Source organism: Streptomyces sp. NPDC019443 (genome assembly GCF_044389785.1).
Taxonomy (GTDB): Bacteria; Actinomycetota; Actinomycetes; order Streptomycetales; family Streptomycetaceae; genus Streptomyces.
This window is the reverse complement of the sequence record NZ_JBIRYJ010000002.1, coordinates 775,018-794,107: the sequence shown is the minus strand read 5'-3', so window position 1 is coordinate 794,107 and position 19,090 is coordinate 775,018. Positions and strand designations below refer to the sequence as shown.

At 69.9% G+C, this 19,090-nt stretch carries 19 protein-coding genes and 4 pseudogenes; 7 read left to right on the top strand and 16 right to left on the bottom strand.

Features of this window, described 5'->3' with window-relative positions; all coding sequences use genetic code 11:
* Positions 1-508: 508 nt before the first annotated feature.
* The 3 genes and pseudogenes from ACH492_RS09905 to ACH492_RS09895 all read right to left on the bottom strand — a co-directional run.
* Positions 509-794, bottom strand: a pseudogene (locus tag ACH492_RS09905) (MFS transporter); the annotation flags it as partial.
* A 4-nt stretch (positions 795-798) separates the two neighbouring features.
* Complete coding sequence (locus ACH492_RS09900; protein ID WP_398984627.1) at positions 799-1,401, bottom strand: TetR/AcrR family transcriptional regulator; 603 nt, start codon at positions 1,399-1,401, stop codon at positions 799-801.
* A 121-nt stretch (positions 1,402-1,522) separates the two neighbouring features.
* A pseudogene (locus ACH492_RS09895) lies at positions 1,523-1,696 on the bottom strand (agmatine deiminase family protein); the annotation flags it as partial.
* Between ACH492_RS09895 and ACH492_RS09890 the strand changes: the two are divergent.
* Positions 1,697-2,100, top strand: a pseudogene (locus ACH492_RS09890) (cytosine permease); the annotation flags it as partial.
* A gap of 62 nt (positions 2,101-2,162) precedes the next feature.
* On the opposite strand, the gene ACH492_RS09885 reads toward ACH492_RS09890, so the two are convergent.
* Both ACH492_RS09885 and ACH492_RS09880 read right to left on the bottom strand, forming a co-directional pair.
* Positions 2,163-3,251 (bottom strand): branched-chain amino acid aminotransferase, encoded by a 1,089-nt coding sequence (locus ACH492_RS09885; protein WP_398984625.1) that lies wholly within the window; start codon positions 3,249-3,251, stop codon positions 2,163-2,165.
* Positions 3,252-3,488: 237 nt separating this feature from the next.
* Entirely contained in the window at positions 3,489-4,532 is a 1,044-nt protein-coding gene (locus ACH492_RS09880) for a 3-isopropylmalate dehydrogenase (protein WP_398984623.1), read from the bottom strand.
* Between the two features lie 139 nt (positions 4,533-4,671).
* Between ACH492_RS09880 and ACH492_RS09875 the strand changes: the two genes are divergently transcribed.
* Entirely contained in the window at positions 4,672-6,270 is a 1,599-nt protein-coding gene (locus ACH492_RS09875) for a purple acid phosphatase family protein (RefSeq protein WP_398984621.1), read from the top strand.
* Between the two features lie 6 nt (positions 6,271-6,276).
* Here ACH492_RS09875 and ACH492_RS09870 read toward each other — a convergent pair whose 3' ends face one another.
* From ACH492_RS09870 to ACH492_RS09845, 6 genes and pseudogenes are all read right to left on the bottom strand, one after another.
* On the bottom strand, positions 6,277-6,405 hold the full coding sequence (locus ACH492_RS09870; protein WP_307660919.1) for a hypothetical protein: 129 nt from the start codon (positions 6,403-6,405) through the stop codon (positions 6,277-6,279).
* Between the two features lie 171 nt (positions 6,406-6,576).
* A pseudogene (locus tag ACH492_RS09865) lies at positions 6,577-6,946 on the bottom strand (LysR substrate-binding domain-containing protein); the annotation flags it as partial.
* 37 nt (positions 6,947-6,983) lie between these two features.
* Positions 6,984-7,526 carry a GNAT family N-acetyltransferase gene (locus ACH492_RS09860; RefSeq protein ID WP_398984619.1) on the bottom strand — a complete coding sequence of 181 codons (543 nt, stop codon included), beginning with the start codon at positions 7,524-7,526 and terminating at the stop codon, positions 6,984-6,986.
* A gap of 70 nt (positions 7,527-7,596) precedes the next feature.
* On the bottom strand, positions 7,597-7,896 hold the full coding sequence (locus tag ACH492_RS09855; protein WP_398984617.1) for a hypothetical protein: 300 nt from the start codon (positions 7,894-7,896) through the stop codon (positions 7,597-7,599).
* Between the two features lie 560 nt (positions 7,897-8,456).
* On the bottom strand, positions 8,457-8,918 hold the full coding sequence (locus tag ACH492_RS09850) for an ABA4-like family protein (protein ID WP_398984615.1): 462 nt from the start codon (positions 8,916-8,918) through the stop codon (positions 8,457-8,459).
* Complete coding sequence (locus tag ACH492_RS09845) at positions 8,915-9,877, bottom strand: hypothetical protein (RefSeq protein WP_398984613.1); 963 nt, start codon at positions 9,875-9,877, stop codon at positions 8,915-8,917. Before ACH492_RS09845 ends, ACH492_RS09850 begins: the two co-directional genes overlap by 4 nt.
* 102 nt (positions 9,878-9,979) lie before the next feature.
* Here ACH492_RS09845 and ACH492_RS09840 point away from each other — a divergent pair, with 102 nt between their 5' ends.
* The 4 genes from ACH492_RS09840 (at position 9,980) to ACH492_RS09825 (ending at position 12,248) form a co-directional block, all read left to right on the top strand.
* Complete coding sequence (locus tag ACH492_RS09840) at positions 9,980-10,648, top strand: MerR family transcriptional regulator (RefSeq protein WP_398984612.1); 669 nt, start codon at positions 9,980-9,982, stop codon at positions 10,646-10,648.
* Between the two features lie 185 nt (positions 10,649-10,833).
* Positions 10,834-11,322, top strand: a complete 489-nt coding sequence (locus ACH492_RS09835) for a glycoside hydrolase family 97 C-terminal domain-containing protein (protein ID WP_398984610.1) — start codon at positions 10,834-10,836, stop codon at positions 11,320-11,322.
* Between the two features lie 21 nt (positions 11,323-11,343).
* The gene (locus tag ACH492_RS09830) at positions 11,344-11,799 is read left to right on the top strand and encodes an SRPBCC family protein (RefSeq protein ID WP_307660922.1); all 456 of its coding nucleotides are present in this window, start codon (positions 11,344-11,346) and stop codon (positions 11,797-11,799) included.
* A gap of 98 nt (positions 11,800-11,897) precedes the next feature.
* Positions 11,898-12,248, top strand: coding sequence for an ArsR/SmtB family transcription factor (locus ACH492_RS09825; RefSeq protein WP_398984828.1), 351 nt, complete (start codon positions 11,898-11,900; stop codon positions 12,246-12,248).
* On the opposite strand, the gene ACH492_RS09820 is transcribed toward ACH492_RS09825, so the two are convergent.
* The 3 genes from ACH492_RS09820 to ACH492_RS09810 all read right to left on the bottom strand — a co-directional run bounded on the left by ACH492_RS09820 (position 12,193) and on the right by ACH492_RS09810 (position 15,188).
* Positions 12,193-12,432 (bottom strand): hypothetical protein, encoded by a 240-nt coding sequence (locus tag ACH492_RS09820; protein ID WP_398984608.1) that lies wholly within the window; start codon positions 12,430-12,432, stop codon positions 12,193-12,195. The two genes, ACH492_RS09825 and ACH492_RS09820, sit on opposite strands and share 56 nt — an antisense overlap.
* A 108-nt stretch (positions 12,433-12,540) precedes the next feature.
* Complete coding sequence (gene pruA / locus ACH492_RS09815; RefSeq protein ID WP_398984606.1) at positions 12,541-14,172, bottom strand: L-glutamate gamma-semialdehyde dehydrogenase; 1,632 nt, start codon at positions 14,170-14,172, stop codon at positions 12,541-12,543.
* A gap of 35 nt (positions 14,173-14,207) precedes the next feature.
* Entirely contained in the window at positions 14,208-15,188 is a 981-nt protein-coding gene (locus ACH492_RS09810) for a proline dehydrogenase family protein (protein ID WP_398984604.1), read from the bottom strand.
* A gap of 175 nt (positions 15,189-15,363) precedes the next feature.
* On the opposite strand from ACH492_RS09810, the gene ACH492_RS09805 reads away from it, so the two are divergent.
* Complete coding sequence (locus ACH492_RS09805; protein ID WP_398984602.1) at positions 15,364-16,707, top strand: PucR family transcriptional regulator; 1,344 nt, start codon at positions 15,364-15,366, stop codon at positions 16,705-16,707.
* 4 nt (positions 16,708-16,711) lie between these two features.
* On the opposite strand, the gene ACH492_RS09800 is transcribed toward ACH492_RS09805, so the two are convergent.
* Positions 16,712-17,287 (bottom strand): TetR/AcrR family transcriptional regulator, encoded by a 576-nt coding sequence (locus ACH492_RS09800; RefSeq protein ID WP_398984599.1) that lies wholly within the window; start codon positions 17,285-17,287, stop codon positions 16,712-16,714.
* An 81-nt stretch (positions 17,288-17,368) separates the two neighbouring features.
* Positions 17,369-18,961, bottom strand: a complete 1,593-nt coding sequence (serA, locus tag ACH492_RS09795; protein ID WP_398984597.1) for a phosphoglycerate dehydrogenase — start codon at positions 18,959-18,961, stop codon at positions 17,369-17,371.
* Between the last annotated feature and the right edge of the window lie 129 nt (positions 18,962-19,090).

Below are 19,090 nucleotides of genomic sequence, written 5' to 3'. Positions count from 1 at the left end.
TCTTCGCGCGACTCGTTCTTGGCCGGGGTGAGGCCGTAAAACGAAAAAACCTCTCGCGGGTGCGAGAGGTCTGCGCGCGGGTCTGAGGCACGGTGGTCGCGTCGTATGTGGTGGTACGAGGCGATCACTGCGGACCGGCGCGCCTGCTGCCCATAATCGTGGCGAACGTAAGCACGGGCGCAGTCTGCCATACGCCTGCGGCGGGCGGGCGGGGGTCTCACGATGCGGGCGCCCGGTGACCTGGGGGGCTCGTGCGGCCGGCCGCGGCCGGCCGCACCTGGGGGCTCCGCCCCCAGACCCCCGCGCCTCAATCGCCGCCGGGGCTGAATTTCAGCCCCGCCGGGCGGAAAGCAAGCCCGTCGGGCGAGTATTTTCAGCCGTCCGGCGATTGAGGGCCGGGGTCCGGGGCGGAGCCCCAGCTCTTCAGCGCGTCCGGCGATTGAGGACCAGGTTCCGGCGCACAGCCCCAGCTCTTCAGCCCGTCCGGCGGTTGAGGGCCGGGGTCCGGGGCGGAGCCCCGGTTCGAGGGTGCGGACGCCTCGGTGAGATAGGTGGCGCTGGCGGCGTACTCGCCGCCGACCGACAGGCCCTGGAGCAGCCGGGCGACCAGCAGGACGGCAACGCCGCCGTAGCCCGCGACCTCGTAGGTCGGTGCGATCGCGATGAGGATCGCGGACGCCGACATGAGGGTGACGGTCATGGTCAGCGCGGCCTTGCGGCCCTTGCGGTCGGCCGAGCAGCCAGCCGCCGACCGGCCGCATGAAGAAGCCGACCGCGAAGATCCGACGTTCGTTGCCTTCACGGAAGCAAAGTGTCGTCGAGGAACTCCCGTACGTGGGCGAGGACTTGGGGCCGTCCGGTGCCGGGTATCCCGACCGCGACATGGACGCTGAACCCGTCGAGGAGGGCGCGCAGCCGGGCGGCGAAGCGGTCGGGGTCGACGGTGCGGAACTCGCCGCGGGAGATGCCCTCGGCGAGCAGCGCGACCAGGTCGCGGTGCCAGGCGCCCTCGATCGCGGCCTGGCGGGCGCGGGCCTCGGCGTCGGCGTTCTGCGAGCGGTTCCAGACCTCCAGCCAGAGGGTCCAGTGCGGGTCGCGGGGTCCGTCGGGGACGTACAGATCGACGTACGCGGCGAGCCGCTCGGCGACGGGCGCCTGCTGGGAAAGCAGTGCGGTGCGCTGGGCGCCGAGGCGGCCTTCGCTCCATTCGAGGGTCTCGAGCAGGAGCTCGTCCTTGGTGCGGAAGTAGTAGAGGAGATGCCCACTGCTCATCCCGACCTCCCGCCCGAGCCCGGCCATGGTCAGCCCGTCGAGCCCGCGCTCGGCGATGGTGGCCATGGCGGCGGCGAGCAGCTCCTCGCGGGGCGGCGCGGTGTTGCGGCGGCGCGGGGAGGGAGTCATACGGCAGCCTCCGGATCACGGAGCAGTACGTTCACTCGTACGTTCTACCTGATCGCGCAGCCGTACTCGGCCATACGGTCCGGCCGCAGGCTGTCATACCGCCCGCCGCACCGAATCGTTTTCAGACCCTCGGCTGCTGCTGCGTGATGCAGTGGATGCCGCCGCCCCCGGCGAAGATCGTCCGGGCGTCGACCAGCGTGACCGTGCGGCCGGGGTAGAGCCGGCGGAAGATGCCGGCCGAGATCTCGTCACGCGGGTCGTCGAAGGCGCACAGCACCACGCCGCCGTTGCAGACGTCGGCCACTTCGCCTGGGACGCGCAGTCCGCGATGACGTCGTTCGTCCTGCTGCTCACAGCGATCGGCACGCCCTGGGCGGTGATCACGATGATCGCCCACGCCCGGTGCGGCGGCGCGTACGACGCGGAGGCCCTGCAGGTCTACAACTGCCGTGCCCACGGCGGTATTTACTGGTTCCGCGCAGGCTGGAACCCGCGCGCCACGGTCAGCTGGGCGATCGGCGCGACGCTCGGCCTGTGCGCGGTCTCCACCCCGCTGTACGAGGGCCCGCTGCCGGCGCTGACGGGCGGGGTGGACCGCAGCTTCGTGCTGTCGGGGGTGGTGGGCGGGCGGCGTACGCGGCGCTGGGCGCACGCGGCGTGCGTGCGCCGGAGCCGGAGCCCGAGGTGGCTGTCTCCTGACCCCTGCGCGGCAACGGGCCCGCGCCCCGACAGGCGGGGTGCGGGCCCTTGCACGGCACGCGTCAGCCCAGCTGGTGGGTCCAGCCGTGGACGTCCTCCGCCCTGCCCGTCTGGATGTCCAGCAGCGCCTTGCGCAGCTCCAGCGTGACCTCGCCCGGCTGACCGCCGGACTGCTTCCATTCGCCGTCCGCGGACTTGACCAGGCCGACCGGGGTGATGACCGCAGCCGTGCCGCAGGCGAAGACCTCGGTGAGCGTGCCGTTCTCGGTGTCGCGCTTCCAGTCCTCGATGGAGATCCGGCCCTCCTCGGACTTGTAACCCAGGTCCTGGGCAAGCGTCAGCAGCGAGTCACGGGTGATGCCCGCGAGCAGCGAGCCGGTCAGCTCCGGGGTGACGATCCTGTCCCCGTACACGAAGTACAGGTTCATGCCGCCCAGTTCCTCGACCCACTTGTGCTCCACGGCGTCGAGGTAGGCGACCTGGTCGCAGCCCTTCTGGGCGGCCTCGGCCTGGGCGAGCAGGGACGCGGCGTAGTTGCCGCCGGTCTTGGCGTCGCCCATGCCGCCGGGGACGGCGCGCACGCGGTCCTCGGACAGCCAGATGGAGACCGGCTTGACGCCGCCGGGGAAGTAGGCGCCCGCGGGCGAGGCGATGACGATGAACAGGTACTCGTTGGCGGGCCGCACGCCCAGGCCGACCTCGGTCGCGATCATGAAGGGGCGCAGATAGAGCGAGGACTCGCCGCCGTGCGCCGGGACCCACGCGTTGTCCTGCTGGACGAGCGCGTCGCACGCCGCGATGAAGGCCTCGACCGGCAGCTCCGGCATCGCCAGTCGGCGGGCCGACCTCTGGAAGCGCTCGGCATTGGCCTCGGGGCGGAAGGTCGCGATCGAACCGTCGGGGCGACGGTACGCCTTCAGGCCCTCGAAGATCTCCTGCGCGTAGTGCAGCGTCATGTTGGCCGGGTCGATCGACAGCGGCGCATACGGGACGAGCTGAGCGTCGTGCCAGCCAACCCCCTCCGTCCACTTGATCGTCACCATGTGATCGGTGAAGTGGCGGCCGAAGCCGGGGCTGGCCAGGATCGCCTCGCGCTCCGCGTCGGACAGCGGGTGCGAGGAGGGCTTGAGCTCGATCGTGGGCGTCGTCATGAGTGCAGTGTCCTTCACCGGTTGTTTGTGACGGACCGCGCTCACGCCGCTACTGCTGCTAGGACGTCCGAGCATTCCCGCATGCCACGGCCCACGTCCGATTATCTCTCGGGGGGACTGTGCCAGGAAACGGGGTGAATACGGTCCAGGGTTGATGGTGACACCCGGAGGCCGCACAAGAGAAGCCGCCGGGTGCAGATGCGACCCGGCGGCTGTGGTGGTACTGGAACCGACGGGTCAGCTCGCTACTCGTACCGCGAGCGCGTCGCCGATCTCGTCCGTCGTACGGAAGGTGGCGCCGTCGCGCCCCGCGAGGTCGACGGAGACGGCCTCCTCGATACGTGCTGCCTCGGCCTCGAAGCCGAGGTGCCGCAGCAGGAGGGCGACGGAGAGGATGGTCGCCGTCGGGTCCGCCTTGCCGGTGCCCGCGATGTCGGGCGCCGACCCGTGGACGGGTTCGAACATCGACGGGAAGGCGCCCGTCGGGTTGATGTTGCCGGACGCGGCCAGGCCGATGCCGCCGGTCACGGCAGCGGCGAGGTCGGTGAGAATGTCACCGAAAAGGTTGTCGGTGACAATGACGTCGAAGCGCTCCGGCTGGGTGACGAAGAAGATCGTCGCGGCGTCGACGTGCAGATAGTCGGTGGTGACCTCGGGGTACTCCTTGCCGACCGTGTCGAAGATGTTCTTCCACATGTGGCCGGCGTAGACGAGGACGTTGTTCTTGTGAACCAGCGTCAGCTTCTTGCGGGGGCGGGAGTTGGCCCGCTCGTACGCGTCACGGACGACGCGCTCGACGCCGTACGCCGTATTGAGGCTGACCTCCGTGGCCACCTCGGCGGGCGTACCGGTGCGCAGGGAACCGCCGTTGCCGGTGTACGGGCCTTCGGTGCCCTCGCGGACGACGACGAAGTCGATGTCGGGACGGCCGGCCAGCGGGGTGGCGGTGTTCGGGAAGAGCTTCGACGGACGCAGGTTGACGTAGTGGTCGAAGGCGAACCGCAGCTTGAGCAGCAGCCCCCGCTCCAGCACGCCGGACGGCACGGACGGGTCGCCGATCGCGCCGAGCAGGATCGCGTCGTGGTTCTTGAGGGAGCCGAGTTCCGCGTCGGGGAGGGTCTCTCCGGTGCGGTGCCAGCGCTGGGCGCCGAGGTCGTACTCCTTGGTCTCCAGCTTCACATCTTGCGGGAGGACGGCCGCGAGGACCTTCAGGCCCTGGGCCACGACCTCCTGGCCGATGCCGTCACCGGGGATCACTGCGAGATTGATGCTGCGAGACATATCGGCACCCTACTCTCCGTCCCACCTCATGACACTCGACGTCCACCATCCGGACGTCCATGAATCGATCAACACTGGTTTGAATTTCATTCATTCAATGTCTGGCCGGAAGTTGTAAGTTACTGGCAAGTTCTGCGCCATGACTGAGGACACCCCCCACGTCGGGATTCCCGAGCAGCTCGCCCGCCGCATGAGCATGCCGGAACAGCACGAGTATCTGCGCGCCAAGCACGCACGCCCGAAGCTGTCCCGCCGCGGCGCGCTGGCCGGCGGGCTCGCGGCGGGTGTGGCGGGCGGCGGCGGACTGATGCTCGGCCGCGCGTCCACCGCCACCGCGGCCTCCCCCGAACTCGCCACGGCTGCGGCGACGGCCGTGGTGGACGGCTCGCTGGTCGCGCCGTTCGGCCGGCATCTCGCCTTCGGCGCCGACCCGAAGACCCAGATGCGGATCTCCTGGCAGGTGCCGTTCGCGGTGAAGCAGCCGTATCTGCGCGTTGGCCTCAGGCCCTGGGAGCTGAGCCGGAAGATCGAGGCCGAGGTGCGCGATCTGCACACGCCTTCCCTCTCCACGAAGCTTCCGGCCGTCGACCAGTTCTACCTCCATGTGGGCCTGGACGGGCTGAAGCCGGGGACCACGTACTACTACGGGGTCGGCCACGACGGCTTCGACCCCGCGTCGCCGGAGCGGTTGGCCACGATCGGCTCGTTCCGCACGGCTCCGGCGACGCCCGAGAAGTTCGTCTTCACGGCCTTCGGCGACCAGGGCGTGAGCTATCACGCCCTGGCCAACGATCAGTTGATCCTCGGTCAGAACCCGTCGTTCCATCTGCACGCGGGCGACATCTGCTACGCGGACAGCAGCGGGCACGGCAAGGACTCGGACACCTACGACGCGCGGGTGTGGGACCAGTTCCTGGCGCAGACGGACAGCGTGGCTTCGCGGGTGCCGTGGATGGTGACCACCGGCAACCACGACATGGAGGCGTGGTACTCGCCGAACGGCTACGGCGGCCAGTCGGCCCGCTGGTCGCTGCCCGAGAACGGACCGGACGCCAAGAACGCCCCGGGCGTCTATTCATTCGTCTACGGGAACGTCGGCGTCGTGGCCCTGGACGCGAATGACGTCTCGTACGAGATCCCCGCCAACAAGGGCTACACGGACGGCAAGCAGACCGCCTGGCTCGACAAGCGCCTGGGCGAGCTGCGGGCGCAGCCCGGGATCGACTTCGTGGTGGTCTTCTTCCACCACTGCATGTACTCGACGGCGACCCACGCCTCGGACGGCGGGATGCGCGACGCCTGGCTGCCGCTGTTCACCAAGCACCAGGTCGATCTGGTGATCAACGGCCACAACCATGTGTACGAGCGCACGGACGCGATCAAGGGCGGCGAGGTCGGCAGGCCGGTGCCGATCGGGGCGTCCACCGACCCGACGCGGGACGGCATCGTGTACGTCACGGCGGGCGGCGCCGGGAAGGAGCTGTACAGCTTCGGGCCCGGGGTCCAGGACAGCTACGAGGGCAACGTCCACGACCACGACACCATCGTGACCTTCCACTGGACCAAGCTGCGGCTGCCGGACCCGGACACCGTGCAGTGGTCGCGGGTGCGATACACCGGCTTCTCGTTCCTCGCGGTGGAGGCGGAGTCCGGTACGGCGCCGAAGCTGAAGGTCTCCGCGCTTGCCGAAAGCGGCAAGCGCATCGACTACTTCGAGGTGAAGCGCTCGGCTCGGTAAACCGGCTCAGTGGCCGGTGGAGCCGCCGTTGTCCCTGCGGTCGAGGGCTCGCTGCAGGGCGGCGGCGGCATTCTTGCGCTCGGCCTCGCTCGAACGGGCGGTGTGACGGACGCGGCGGACGGTCGTCTCGGGCATGGTGATCGACTCCTTGAGATCAGAAATGATTTCGAGGCGCCGGAAGGGGCGGGGAGCCGGGCCGCAGGGGTTGCCTGCTTGGGGCACTGGCTCACGACCGCCATTCGCTGGATCGAGCGAGACGTTCGGCTTCTACAAAGTTAGGACAGGTGCGCGCCTCTGTCTCCACAATTACTCGGACTTCCTACTATCTGAGACGGCGAGAGCGCGCAGCTCTCGGATCAGCGCACGGACAGCGACCGTGCGGGCCAGCTCAGGGGTGGTGACATAGCCGACCGAGCGGGTCGGGCGCTCCGGTCCGAGATCGGTGATCTCGATGGTGGCCGGTACTCCGGTCAGGGGAGAGCTCGGGCATGACCGCCATCCCGAAACCACTGCTCACCATCGAGAGCACCGCTCCGTCGTCCTCCGCCTCGACGGTCGCCTTCGGGAGCCACTCCTGCTCCGCCCACCATGCGCGGGTCTACGAGGTGCAGTTCTCGGCCCAGTCGACCAGCGGCAGCGAGCGCGGCGCCGGATGCCCGGCCGGGTGGACCAGGGCAAGTCTGCCGGACGGGTCAGCGACTGAGGCGCTGGAGCTACAACACGTCCCCGTCTCGCCAGTCGAAGAGCAGCGCGGCAGGGGGCTGCGGCAGTGGACGGCCCGCGGCGGGGCGCAGATACGTGGAGTCCTCCTCGTCCGGGAGGTGCACCACCCCGTCCGGGCCGAGCGCCTCGACCCGGCCCTGCCACAGCTGCCAGCCGCGCGTCCGGTACAGCTGGGCGCCGTCGTCGGACGCTGACAGCGCGCCGAACTCGTACGCGCCGTCGACGACCCGTTCCAGCTCCGCCATCACCCGGCTGCCGAGCCCTTGCCTGCGGCAGTCGGGCCGTACGGCCATCGCCTCGATGTAGCCGATGCGGTACGAGCGGCCCCTGTACAGCACCCGGCGCATGATCACGCTGCCGTGCGCGGCGATGCCCTTGTCGTCGCGTACCAGCGCGTGGAGGCCGCCGAGCGCGTGGTCCCAGTCCTCGTCACTGAAGTCGCCCTCGAAGGCGTCGTCCATCAGGGCGCGGATCTCGGCCAGTTCGACCGGGGAGAGCTGGTAGGTGTGGGCGGCGCGCAGCGGCTGGGTCATACGCCCCACTCTGGCACCGCCGCCCCCATCAGCTCGACACGAGCCTGCGATTGATCCGATGTCCAGGGCGTCAGAAGCCTTGACGGTCACTCAACTTGCACCCATCCTCCCAGTCATCGGATGACTGGGCATCGGACCACGCTCCAGGAGACACTCGTGGCATTACCGCGGCCTGCACGGCGGTCGGCAGGTACGTGAACTGGGTTGCGGTGCGGTCCTCGACCGACTTGAGCGCGGCCTGGTGCTGCGGGGATCCCGGGGACACGCCCGCCCGGGCCCCGGCTCTGAAGCGGCTCCAGGCCCATGCGGCGGCCGCGTACGTAGCGCCGACAGCGGCCGCGATCGGGTAGATCAGAGCAAGGTTGGCCATGGCGGGGTCTCCTATCGCTGTGGTGGGGCCCCGCCTTTCGGGGCTATTCGCAGGTGAGCCCCGGCTGCTCGTGCTCGAAGGCGCGCTCCTGGTCCTCCGGCGTGAGGGTCCGATAGCAGGCGCCACAGAGGTCCTCGTCAGCGAAGCGGCCAGTCGCCCCGTGCCGGTCGCCGTACTGCGGGAAAGTCCGCTTCCCGCAGCGGGTGACGGTGGGGCGGTGAGCCCAGCGCCCCGCCGGCAAAGCCCAAGGCCGATGCGCGACGGCGAGAAGCGGGCCTGGCGTGAGATGCGCCGCCGCCAGCCTCCCGCCGCATCGTCGTCGAGCACGCCAACGCCGAGATGCGCCAGTGGCGGCCACTGCAGCGCTACGCCGGACGCCGCGAAGACTACGCCGACACACACCGCGCGATCGCGGGACTGGTCTCCGACCGCGCCGCCCGGCGGGCCACGCGGCCCGTGCACAGCACCGAACTGGTGCTCGTCCGGCACACCGCCTGCCGATCAACCACCAGCCGAACCGCCAGGCGAGCACGCCCCGACATCAATCGCCGACCGAGTCGTTAGTACGAGAGCGGTTGTACGGCCCGGCTCCGGGCTTCGGCCGCGGACCGGGCCTTCACCGCACGCAGAGCCAGGAAGACGACAAGGGCGATTGGCGACAGCAGGATCGTCAGCACCAGCAGTGGGCTCATCACCAGCGGACGTATGCCGAGCCGCCTCGCCTCGAAGTACATCCACTGGCCGAGCAGCAGGTCCCAGGCGATGACCTGCGCCCAGATCGCCCCGGCGCCGTTCGCGAGGACGGTCAGGTCCCGGAAGCGGTCGATGTCCGGGCTGCGGATGGCCGCCCAGAGTTCGGGGAAGACGGGGATCGCCATCGTGAAGTAGACGACCAGCACCGGGATGACGGTCAGTGGTGACGCGGCAATCCGGGCGGTGGGGCGCCAGTTGGGCGCGAAGATCATCAGCAGCCAGACGGGCGCCACGAGCCAGAAGGCCAGCTCGAAGAGAAATCCGGTCATGCGACAAGCTCCTTCTCGGTGTCCACTGCCGCGGGGGACGCGTGCTTGGAGCTCAGGGCTGCGTACGAGGCGATGGCGGCGGCGGCGAGGATCGCGGCCGCGGCGCCGAGCGTCGCGCCGTCCGGGTGGATCAGCGGCTGGCCGCGCAGCGCCTGCCAGGTGACCAGGGCGAATACGGCGGCGTACGTCCCCGCGGCGACCAGCACCAGCCGCAGCCGCACGCGCTCATTGCGCAGCCGGGCGAAGCGTGGCGCCAGAATGATCAGCGTGAGCAGGAAGAACGGCAGCACCTGAAGTGCGTGCATGCCGAAGAAGTGCGGGATGCGCAGATCCCCACCGGTCGTCGACCAACCGGTGAGGGGCATGTACGGGCCGCCGTCCGGCACACCGACGCTGTGCGCGCCGATGATTGTGGACGTACCGCGGCCGCCTGCCGCCTCCTGGTCGGGAGTGGGCTGCGCCATCTGGAAACCGATGCCCGCGCCCGCCAGGGCGAGCACGGCGCCGAGCCGCATCGCCCAGGCGGACGCCCGGTCGGCGATCCGTGCCCGGAACAGCAGCACCGCTATGACCAGGGTGGCAGCCCACAGCACGGCGACGGTCGCGCCCATCACGTTGAACACCATCGCGTCGAAGGGGGTTGCGAAGTTGAAGTGGCTGCGCCTGCCTCGGATGACCTGGCCGGTGATGGCGACCATCTCGACAGCGCTCGCGCCAACGACGACAGTGCCTGCCCACCATCCGACTCGCCGGCCGCGGGGAAGCAGCGAGAGCATCCAGGCCAGTGAGAGCCCGTAGGCGACGAACGACACCGAGAACTTGAACGGCTTGAACCAGATCAGCGAGCCCACCAGAACCCGGTCGTCGACGATGAGGCCCACTGCCGAGACGATCGCGAGAACGGCCATTGATGCGACGAAGGCCATGAGCGGCCGATGCCATGTGCGCCATGAAGGCATGAGCGTCTCCCGGTTTATGGATAGTGGCACTATCCCCTATCCGATAGTGAAACTATCTATGATGGATGGGACCTTGGCAAGAGGCGGAAGGGTGAACGGGCAGTGCGCATTGGCGAAATGAGCCGCAGGACCGGGGTACCGGTGCCGACGATCAAGTACTACGTTCGGGAAGGGCTGCTCCCGCCCGGCCGGCTGACGAGCCCGAACCAGGCGACCTACGACGATGCGCACGAGCGCAGACTGCGGCTGATCCGCGCACTGCTGGATGTGGGCGGACTGAGGGTGGCCGCGATCGCGGATGTTCTGGCGGCGGTGGACGACCCCGGCAAGTCCGTGCACAAGGTCCTCGGGGTGGCGACGGACCTGATCGTCCCGAAGTACACGGACGAGGAAGCGGACGCCGAACTGGACGCGGCACGGCACGAGGTGCGCGAGCTGATCGCCCGACGCGGCTGGCTGGTAGACGGGGACTTCCCCGCCGCGGAGGCCCTGGCGGCAGCGCTCGCCGCGCTGGAGAGGGTCGGCCACGGGGCCTTCTCCCAGGTGCTGGAGGCTTACGCGGACGCCGCGGAGCAGGTCGCGCGGGCGGACCTCGCCTACGTCGCGGGCCGGGCCGGTCTTGACGACCTGGTGGAGAGCGTGGTCGTGGGCACGGTGCTCGGGGACACGCTGTTCGCGTCGCTGCGGCGGCTCGCACAGGCCGACGGCTCGGCTCGCGTGTACGAGCGCGACGAGTCCGAGGGCGGTATGCCGGGAATCGAGGGCGATTGAGGCCGCCCCTGCGGCTACGCCCTGCGGGCGAGCGATCGGACGCGAGTCCCGGGCTCTGGAGCGACGCGCCCGTCTCGGCCTCCCCGGCGCTCGAGGGCCCCCCGGCGTTCGAGGGTCCCCCACGGGGTGCGGAGCTCCAGTACCGAAGGGTCGGCCGGGGACCGGCCTCGTCGGGTGAGGCGGCCGTGGATGGTGCCGGTCCGGAGCCGGAGTCCGGCATCCAGAACCTCACGGGAACGCCCGCGTCGTACGACGCCCGCCCGGAGGCGCGCCGCTCCCTGGAGCAGCTCCCGGCGGCATGGGACGAGACCCGGCTGCTGGCGGGCGAACCGGGCAGTGGCGCGGTGGTGGCGCGGCGCGCCGGTGCGCGCTGGTTCATCGGCGGTACGTACGCGGGCGCGGCCCGCACCGCCGCCGTACCGCTGCGGATCGGCCGGGGCAGCCGGCCGGTCGAGACGGTCACGGAAGGTCCGGCGGGCCTGGTCCGGACGGCGAAGGTGGCCCGCGGCGGCGCGATGCTGGAGATCCGCGTCGTGGCGAACGGCGGCTTCGCGGCGAAAGCCTGCCCCCGGCATCCGGGCAGTACGACCTGCGACCGACGGCACAGAGAATTGCGCAACCGCTGGGTTGCACTTCCCGGCTATGACGTGCAACCATTGGGTAGCACGTCATAGTCGAGCAGAAAGCTGAAGATCATGAGCGAGGACCGGATCGAACGAGAGATCACCATCGCCGCGCCCGTCGAGCGCGTTTGGGCGGTGCTCACAGAGCCGGAGCACGTCGGATCGTGGTTCGGACAGGGCAAGCCGACCCCGGTCGACCTGCGCCCGGGCGGCACGATGCTCTTCGACCACGGGAAGTACGGACAGTTCCCGACGACGATCGTGAAGGTGGACCCGCCGAACCACTTCTCGTACCGCTGGGCGAGCGCCTTCCCTGGTGAGCAGGCCGCCGAGGGCAACTCCACCCTGGTGGAGTTCACTCTCACCCCGGACGGCGACGGCACCCATCTTCGCGTGGTGGAGACCGGCTTCGCCGGCCTCGACATCCCCGCGGACAGGGTCGACACGGCTGGGTACGAGAGCCACTCGCGCGGCTGGACCGAACAGGCCGAGAACATCAAGCAGTACGCGGAGCGGCTCGCGGCATGACAGAGGACGCAGGCCGGGACACGGACAGCCGCGACCCCGACCCGGGCGCGGACCAGTCCGCGCACCGGAGTACGGACCAGGACGCCGTCACAGAGGTCCTGTCCGCGCTGGCGGACCCGACCCGCCGCCGGATACTCGACGCCATCGCTGCGCACGGCGAGGCGACGGCGACAGTCCTGGCGACGGAGCTGCCTGTCAGTCGGCAGGCGATCGTCAAGCACCTCGCGGTCCTGACCCGGGCCGGTCTGGTGGCCGGCCACCGGGAGGGCCGCGAGGCGCGGTACACAGTCCTGCCCGCGCGGCTCGGCGTCACCGCTCGCTGGATGGACCGTGTCGCCTCCGAGTGGGACACCCGGCTCTCGGCGATCAAGCGCCTCGCCGAGGCGGACCCGGCTACGCCGAGACCTTCTGGCTCAGCTCCCGGGCAACCCGGGCGATCCACTCGCTGAACTCCTGCCGGTGATGCACCTGTCCGCCGCACAAGGCGCTGACCTGCGCATCCGTGAGCCGGTTCGGCCCGTCCACCGCCAGCAGCCCGCTCATCTCCCGTAGCACGGAAGCCACTCGCACGGCATCGGTGTGCTCGATCGAGTCGACCCCGTGGCCGCCGCCCAGCGTCGTGGAACCAGGCATCACGCCCTCCTTCCGGCGCCCCCTTGAAGCAGCGTAAACCCGCCGGACGTGGACCGCCCCCGTCCGGCGTGGGGGCCGGGACGGGGGCGGGGTTCAGGGAGCTGAACGTCAGCCCATGTGCGGGTACGAGTAGTCCGTCGGCGGGACCAGCGTCTCCTTGATCGCGCGGGTCAGCGTCCAGCGCATCAGATTCTGCGGGGCGCCCGCCTTGTCGTTCGTGCCGGACGCGCGGCCGCCGCCGAAGGGCTGCTGGCCGACGACAGCGCCGGTCGACTTGTCGTTGATGTAGAAGTTGCCCGCGGCGTACCGCAGCTTCTCCATCGTGTACGCCGCCGCGGCTCGGTCGTTCGCGATGACCGCACCGGTCAGTGCGTACGCGGACACCGACTCCATCTGCTCCAGCATCGCGTCGTACTCGTCGTCCTCGTACACGTGCACCGCGAGGAACGGGCCGAAGTACTCGGTCGTGAAGACCTCGTTGCCCGGGTCCGAGCACTCGACGACCGTCGGGCGGACGAAGTAGCCGACCGAGTCGTCGTACGTTCCGCCCGCGACGATCGTGCAGGTCGGGTCTTCCTTCGCACGGTCGATCGCGGCCTTGTTCTTGGCGAAGGCACGCTCGTCGATCACGGCGCCGATGAAGTTCGTCAGATCCGTGACGTCACCCATCTTGATGCCGTCGACCTCGGCCGCGAACTCCTCCTTGAAGCCGGAATTCCAGATCGAGGCGGGGACATACGCACGCGAGGACGCCGAGCACTTCTGGCCCTGGAACTCGAAGGAGCCGCGAGTCAGCGCGGTCTTCAGCGCGGCACGGTCGGCGCTCGGGTGGGCGACGACGAAGTCCTTGCCGCCCGTCTCGCCGACGATGCGCGGGTAGGAGTGGTACTTCTCGATGTTGTTGCCGACCGTCTTCCACAGGTGCTGGAAGGTCTTGGTCGAGCCGGTGAAGTGGATGCCCGCCAGCTCGGGGTGGTTCAGTGCCACCTCGGAAACGGCGATGCCGTCGCCCGTCACCAGGTTGATGACGCCCTTGGGCAGGCCCGCCTCCTCCAGCAGCTGCATCAGCAGAACGGCCGCGTGAGTCTGGGTCGGGGACGGCTTCCAGACCACCACATTGCCCATCAGGGCGGGGGCGGTGGGCAGGTTGCCCGCGATCGCGGTGAAGTTGAACGGCGTGATCGCGTAGACGAAGCCCTCGAGCGGGCGGTGGTCCAGACGGTTCCACACGCCCGGCGAGTTGGCCGGCGGCTGCTCGGCGAGCAGATCACGCGCGTACTTGACGTTGAAGCGCCAGAAGTCGACAAGCTCGCAGGGGGTGTCGATCTCGGCCTGCTGCACGGTCTTCGACTGACCCAGCATGGTCGAGGCGGCGAGCGTCTCGCGCCACGGCCCTGCCAGCAGCTCGGCCGCGCGCAGGATGATCGCGGCACGGTCGTCGAAGGACATCGCGCGCCACGCCGGCGCGGCGGCCAGCGCGGCGTCGACCGCGTCCTGCGCGTCCTGCTGCGTGGCGCCGCCGAATGTGCCGATGACGGCCTTGTGGTTGTGCGGCTGTACGACGTCGAAGCGCTCGCCGCCGCCCATCCGCTTCACGCCGCCGATCGTCATCGGCAGCTCGATCGGGTTCTCGGACAGTTCCTTGAGCTTGGCCTCCAGGCGGGCGCGCTCGGGGCTGCCGGGAGCGTAGCTGTGCACCGGCTCGTTGACCGGGGCGGGGACCTGGGTCACAGCGTCCATGAGTTCCGATACTCCTTTGTGAGGGGTGGGAGGGCTCAGCCCTTGGTGATCATCGAGCGCAGGAAGAACAGCAGATTGGCCGGCTTCTCGGCGAGACGGCGCATGAAGTAGCCGTACCAGTCGGTGCCGTACGCCGTGTAGACGCGCATCCGGTGACCCTCGGCCGCGAGCCGGAGGTGCTCGTCGCTGCGGATCCCGTACAGCATCTGGAACTCGTACTCATCCAGTTTGCGCCCGGCGCGGCGCGCGAGCTCCTGTGTGACGGCAATGAGGCGCGGATCGTGGGACCCGATCATCGGGTAGCCGTCGCCCTCCATCAGGATCTTCAGGATGCGGACGTACGCCTTGTCGATCTCGGCCTTGTCCTGGTACGCGACGGTCGCGGGCTCCTTGTAGGCGCCCTTCACGATGCGGACGCGGCTTCCGGCCGCGGCGAGGCGGCGGGCGTCGTCCTCGGTGCGGAACAGGTATGCCTGGATCACGCAGCCGGTCTGCGGGTAGTCCTTCCGCAGCTCCTCGTGGATGGCGAACATCGAGTCGAGGGTGGTGTGGTCCTCCGCGTCCAGCGTGACCGTGGTGCCGATGGAGGCGGCGGCCTCGACGACGGGGCGGATGTTGGCGAGCGCCAGCTCGTGTCCCGCCCGTCGCCCGCCACCACCCTTGGCCGAGAGCCCTGCGGGCTCGTCCCCCTCGATTTCCAGACACTGGCCGAACATCGACAGCTTGACCGACATCTCGGCCTTCGCGCCCAGGCCGAGGTCTTCGAGGTACTCGATCAGTTCCATGTAGGCGTCGCGGGCGTCGTAGGCCTGATCGCGCGTGGTGATGTCCTCGCCCACGACGTCCAGGGTGACCTCGAGGCCCTTGGCGACGGTCTCCTTCACGATCGGGATGACCTGCTCAACCGTTTCACCGGCGATGAACCGGGCGACGACCTGCTTGGTCCCCGGGGCGGCCGAGACGAAGCGGCGCATCTTGTCGCTGCGGGACGCGGCGAGGATCACGGGACCCAGCACGGGGCACCTCCACGGAAACAGGGGCAGAAGGAGGCCGGAACCGAACGAATCGGGAACGGCACGAAGAACCACCGTGAAACCTAAGGATCGCTCCGATCCTGTGCCATCGACAGCTGTCACGCATCCGTGGCCCGGATCTCAGACATATGTCTGAAGGAGGTGCGAGAATGTCCGGGTGAAGGGTGATTACCAAGACCTGGTCGACGAGATCTCGGCGCTGCTGGCCGTCCCGGCGACGCTGGAGAACCGCGACTTCGGGCTGATCGCCTTCGGCGCGCACGACAGCGACGACGACACCGCGATGGACCCGGTCAGGACCCGCTCGATCCTGACCCGCAAGTCCACGCCGGCGGTGCGCGCCTGGTTCGAGGGCTTCGGCATCGCGCGCGCGACGGGCCCGGTCCTGATCCCGGCCGCCCCGGACGCGGGGGTCTTCCGGGACCGGATCTGTCTTCCCGTACGCCACCGGGGCATCGTGCTGGGTTACGTATGGCTGCTCGACGCGTCCCCGGGCCCGACCGAGGCGCAGCTGGCGGCGGCGATGGAGGTCACGGCGAGGATCGGCACACTGCTCGCGGACGAGGAGCGGGCGGGCGCGGATCTGTCCCGGGAGTTGCGCGCGGTGCTGACGGCGGAGCGCGGCTGGCAGTACGACATGGCGGTGTCGGCACTGCGCACGGCTCTGGGCGGCGCGTCCGCGGACGGCCTGCACGCGGTGGTGTGCGTGACCCCCTGGACAACGCCGGACGCCCCGTCGTCCCGCTCCCTGCTCGGGGCGGCGGCGCTGTGCACGGTGTCGTGGGGAGTGGCCGACGGTGCCCGGGCCGGGCAACTCGGCGCCGGCGGGAGCGCGGGCGGCAGGGCGGTGACCCCTGACGCGGACACCGGCGTAGCCGGGGCTCCCGGGAGTGGCGCAGCCGGCCGAGCCGGAATACCCGGCGGCGGCGCGGGCGGAGCCACAAGCCCCGGGAGCGGCGGCATCGACGGCTCCGACGACCCCCAGGACACCGGCCACGCCCTCGCCGTACTCGTACGGCTCCGCTCGGCCGACGCCCTCGCGCCCGCCGTCACCGCCGCGGACCGGCTCCGCGCCATGGCGGGCGGGGACGCGGCGACCGCCGGAGTCGCCGCCCCGCGCCGCGGTCTCGCCGACCTCAACACCGCCTGGCTGGAGGCGACTTCCGCTGCCCGCGCCGCCCGGGCCCAGCCTCGGCTCGGGCCCGTCGCCGAGTGGGCGGCGATCGGCCCGTACCGCATGCTGACCGCGCTGCCCGCGGACACCGCGCACGACCCCGCCGTGCGCGAACTGCTCGACCGCTCGCACACCGAACTGGCCCGCACCGCCGAGGTGTTCCTCGACAACGCGGGCCAGGCGGGCCGTACGGCGGCCGCCCTCGGCATCCACCGGCAGACGCTCTACTACCGGCTCTCCCGCGTCGAGCAGCTCACCGGACTCGACCTGGCGGAGGGCGAGGACCGGCTGCTGCTGCACATGACCCTGAAGGCAGCGCGGCTGTAGCCGCTTACGCCTTGTCCTCCAGGATCGCCCGCAGCCCCTGCGTCAGATCCTTCGCCGACGGCGCAGTCTCCGGGTCGACCATCCACTGGATCATCACGCCCGCCACCAGCGCCTGGTAGAGGAGCCCGGCCACCCGGGCCTTCTCCGGGTCGGCCTGCGGGTCCATGCCGAGGAACGCCTCGGCCATGCCCGAACGCCCCTCCCTCTGCGGCTCCTTGATCGCGTCGCGCAGCGTCTCGTCGTCGTCCAGCCGCGACACGACCTCCAGCTGGAGCTTCCAGACTGCGCGGCTGGCGTCGAACGCGGCGATGATCTGCTCCCAGGTCTTCTCGAAGCGCTCCAGGGGATCCGCCGTCAGATCGGGCGCTTCCCTGTTCGCCGGGCCGACCGCATTGCCCCACTCCTCCGTCACCGCGAGGAAGGCCTGGTTGAGGAGCGCTTCCTTCGAGCCGTAGTGGTAGCCGATGGAGGCCAGATTCGTCCCGGAGGCAGCGACGACGTCCCGCGCGGTCGTCCGCGCGTAGCCCTTTTCCAGCAGGCAGCGCTTCGCACCTTCGAGCAGATCCTCACGATGTCCCATGACAGCAGCGTACCCGGCACACAGACGCTTGTGTAAGACGCACGTCTATGAACCGGGTACGTGGAGCGGGAGCTGCCGGGATCAGTCGGTGAGGTTCACCGAACGCGCCGACGCCGCGCCGATCTCGTCCGCGATCTCGGTGAGCACCGACGGCGGCACGGTGTCGTCCACGGTCAGCACGACCACCGCCTCGCCGCCCTCCTCCGAGCGCGAGACCTGCATGCCCGCGATGTTCAGTCCGGCCTCGCCGAGGATCCGGCCGACCGTGCCGACGACGCCGGGACGGTCTTCGTACCGCAGTACGACCATGTGGTCGGCGAGCGCCAGGTCGATGTCGTAGTCACCGATCGCGACGATCTTCTGGAGGTGCTTGGGGCCGGCCAGCGTGCCGGAGACCGCGACCTCCTCGCCGCCCGAGAGCGTGCCGCGAACGGTGACGACATTGCGGTGGTCCGGGGACTCCGAGCTCGTCGTCAGCCGGACCTCCACGCCGCGCTCCTGCGCGAACAGCGGGGCGTTGACGTACGAAACGGTCTCGTCGACCACGTCCTCGAACACGCCCTTGAGCGCGGACAGTTCGAGGACCTTGACGTCGTGCTGGGTGATCTCGCCGTACACCTCGACGTCGAGCCGGACCGCGACCTCGCCCGCCAGGGCGGTGAAGATCCGGCCGAGCTTCTCGGCGAGCGGCAGACCCGGGCGCACGTCCTCGGCGATGACGCCGCCCTGGACGTTGACCGCGTCAGGCACGAGCTCACCGGCGAGGGCGAGACGGACCGAGCGGGCGACGGAGATACCGGCCTTCTCCTGCGCCTCGTCGGTGGACGCGCCGAGGTGCGGGGTGCAGACGACCTGGTCCAGCTCGAACAGCGGGGAGTCCGTGCACGGCTCCTTCGCGTACACATCCAGGCCGGCGCCCGCGACGCGTCCCTCCTTGAGCGCCGAGTACAGCGCCTCCTCGTCGACGATCCCGCCGCGCGCGGCGTTGACGATCCGGACCGACGGCTTGACCTTGTGCAGCGCTTCGTGGCCGATCAGGCCGAGCGTCTCGGGCGTCTTCGGCAGGTGGACGGTGACGAAGTCGGAGACCTCGAGCAGCTCGTCGAGCGAGAGCAGCTTGACGCCCATCTGCGCGGCGCGCGCGGGCTGTACATACGGGTCGTACGCGACGATCTTCATGCCGAAGGCCGACATCCGCTGCGCCACCAGGACGCCGATACGGCCGAGGCCGACGACGCCGAGGATCTTCTCGCTCAGCTCGACGCCGGTGTACTTGGAGCGCTTCCACTCGCCGTTCTTCAGGGCGGTGTTGGCCTGCGGGATATTGCGCGCGGTGGCGACCAGCAGACCGCAGGCCAGCTCGGCGGCGGTCACGATGTTCGAGGTGGGGGCGTTGACGACCATCACGCCGGCCTTGGTGGCGGCGGAGACGTCGACATTGTCGAGACCGACGCCCGCGCGGGCGACGACGCGCAGCTTCTTCGCGACTGCGATGGCCTCGGCGTCGACCTTGGTGGCGCTGCGGACAAGGATCGCGTCGACATCGGCGATGGCCGGGAGCAGCTCCGCGCGATCGGCGCCGTTGCAGTGCCGGATCTCGAAGTCCGAGCCAAGTGCGTCGACGGTGGCGGGCGACAGCTCTTCAGCGATGAGTACGACAGGTTTCGAGCTCACGTGGGTCCTCACAAGTCCAGTGCGGACGGCCGTCCCGACGGCCGCAGGCGGTGGAGGGGGCTAGCCGCGTGGAAGACGCACGACACTGTGGGCCTGACGCGTATGTGCTGAGCAGTGTAGTGGTGCAAG

Coding starts and splice junctions, on each gene's coding strand:
- ACH492_RS09800 (WP_398984599.1), bottom strand. CDS start 17,287: ATGGGACATCGTGAGGATCTGCTCGAAGGTGCGAAGCGCTGCCTGCTG.
- ACH492_RS09885 (WP_398984625.1), bottom strand. CDS start 3,251: ATGACGACGCCCACGATCGAGCTCAAGCCCTCCTCGCACCCGCTGTCC.
- ACH492_RS09860 (WP_398984619.1), bottom strand. CDS start 7,526: ATGACCCAGCCGCTGCGCGCCGCCCACACCTACCAGCTCTCCCCGGTC.
- ACH492_RS09870 (WP_307660919.1), bottom strand. CDS start 6,405: ATGCCCGAGACGACCGTCCGCCGCGTCCGTCACACCGCCCGTTCGAGC.
- ACH492_RS09830 (WP_307660922.1), top strand. CDS start 11,344: ATGAGCGAGGACCGGATCGAACGAGAGATCACCATCGCCGCGCCCGTC.
- ACH492_RS09875 (WP_398984621.1), top strand. CDS start 4,672: ATGACTGAGGACACCCCCCACGTCGGGATTCCCGAGCAGCTCGCCCGC.
- ACH492_RS09880 (WP_398984623.1), bottom strand. CDS start 4,532: ATGTCTCGCAGCATCAATCTCGCAGTGATCCCCGGTGACGGCATCGGC.
- ACH492_RS09855 (WP_398984617.1), bottom strand. CDS start 7,896: ATGGCCAACCTTGCTCTGATCTACCCGATCGCGGCCGCTGTCGGCGCT.
- pruA (WP_398984606.1), bottom strand. CDS start 14,172: ATGGACGCTGTGACCCAGGTCCCCGCCCCGGTCAACGAGCCGGTGCAC.
- ACH492_RS09900 (WP_398984627.1), bottom strand. CDS start 1,401: ATGACTCCCTCCCCGCGCCGCCGCAACACCGCGCCGCCCCGCGAGGAG.
- ACH492_RS09820 (WP_398984608.1), bottom strand. CDS start 12,432: ATGCCTGGTTCCACGACGCTGGGCGGCGGCCACGGGGTCGACTCGATC.
- ACH492_RS09845 (WP_398984613.1), bottom strand. CDS start 9,877: ATGCCTTCATGGCGCACATGGCATCGGCCGCTCATGGCCTTCGTCGCA.
- ACH492_RS09850 (WP_398984615.1), bottom strand. CDS start 8,918: ATGACCGGATTTCTCTTCGAGCTGGCCTTCTGGCTCGTGGCGCCCGTC.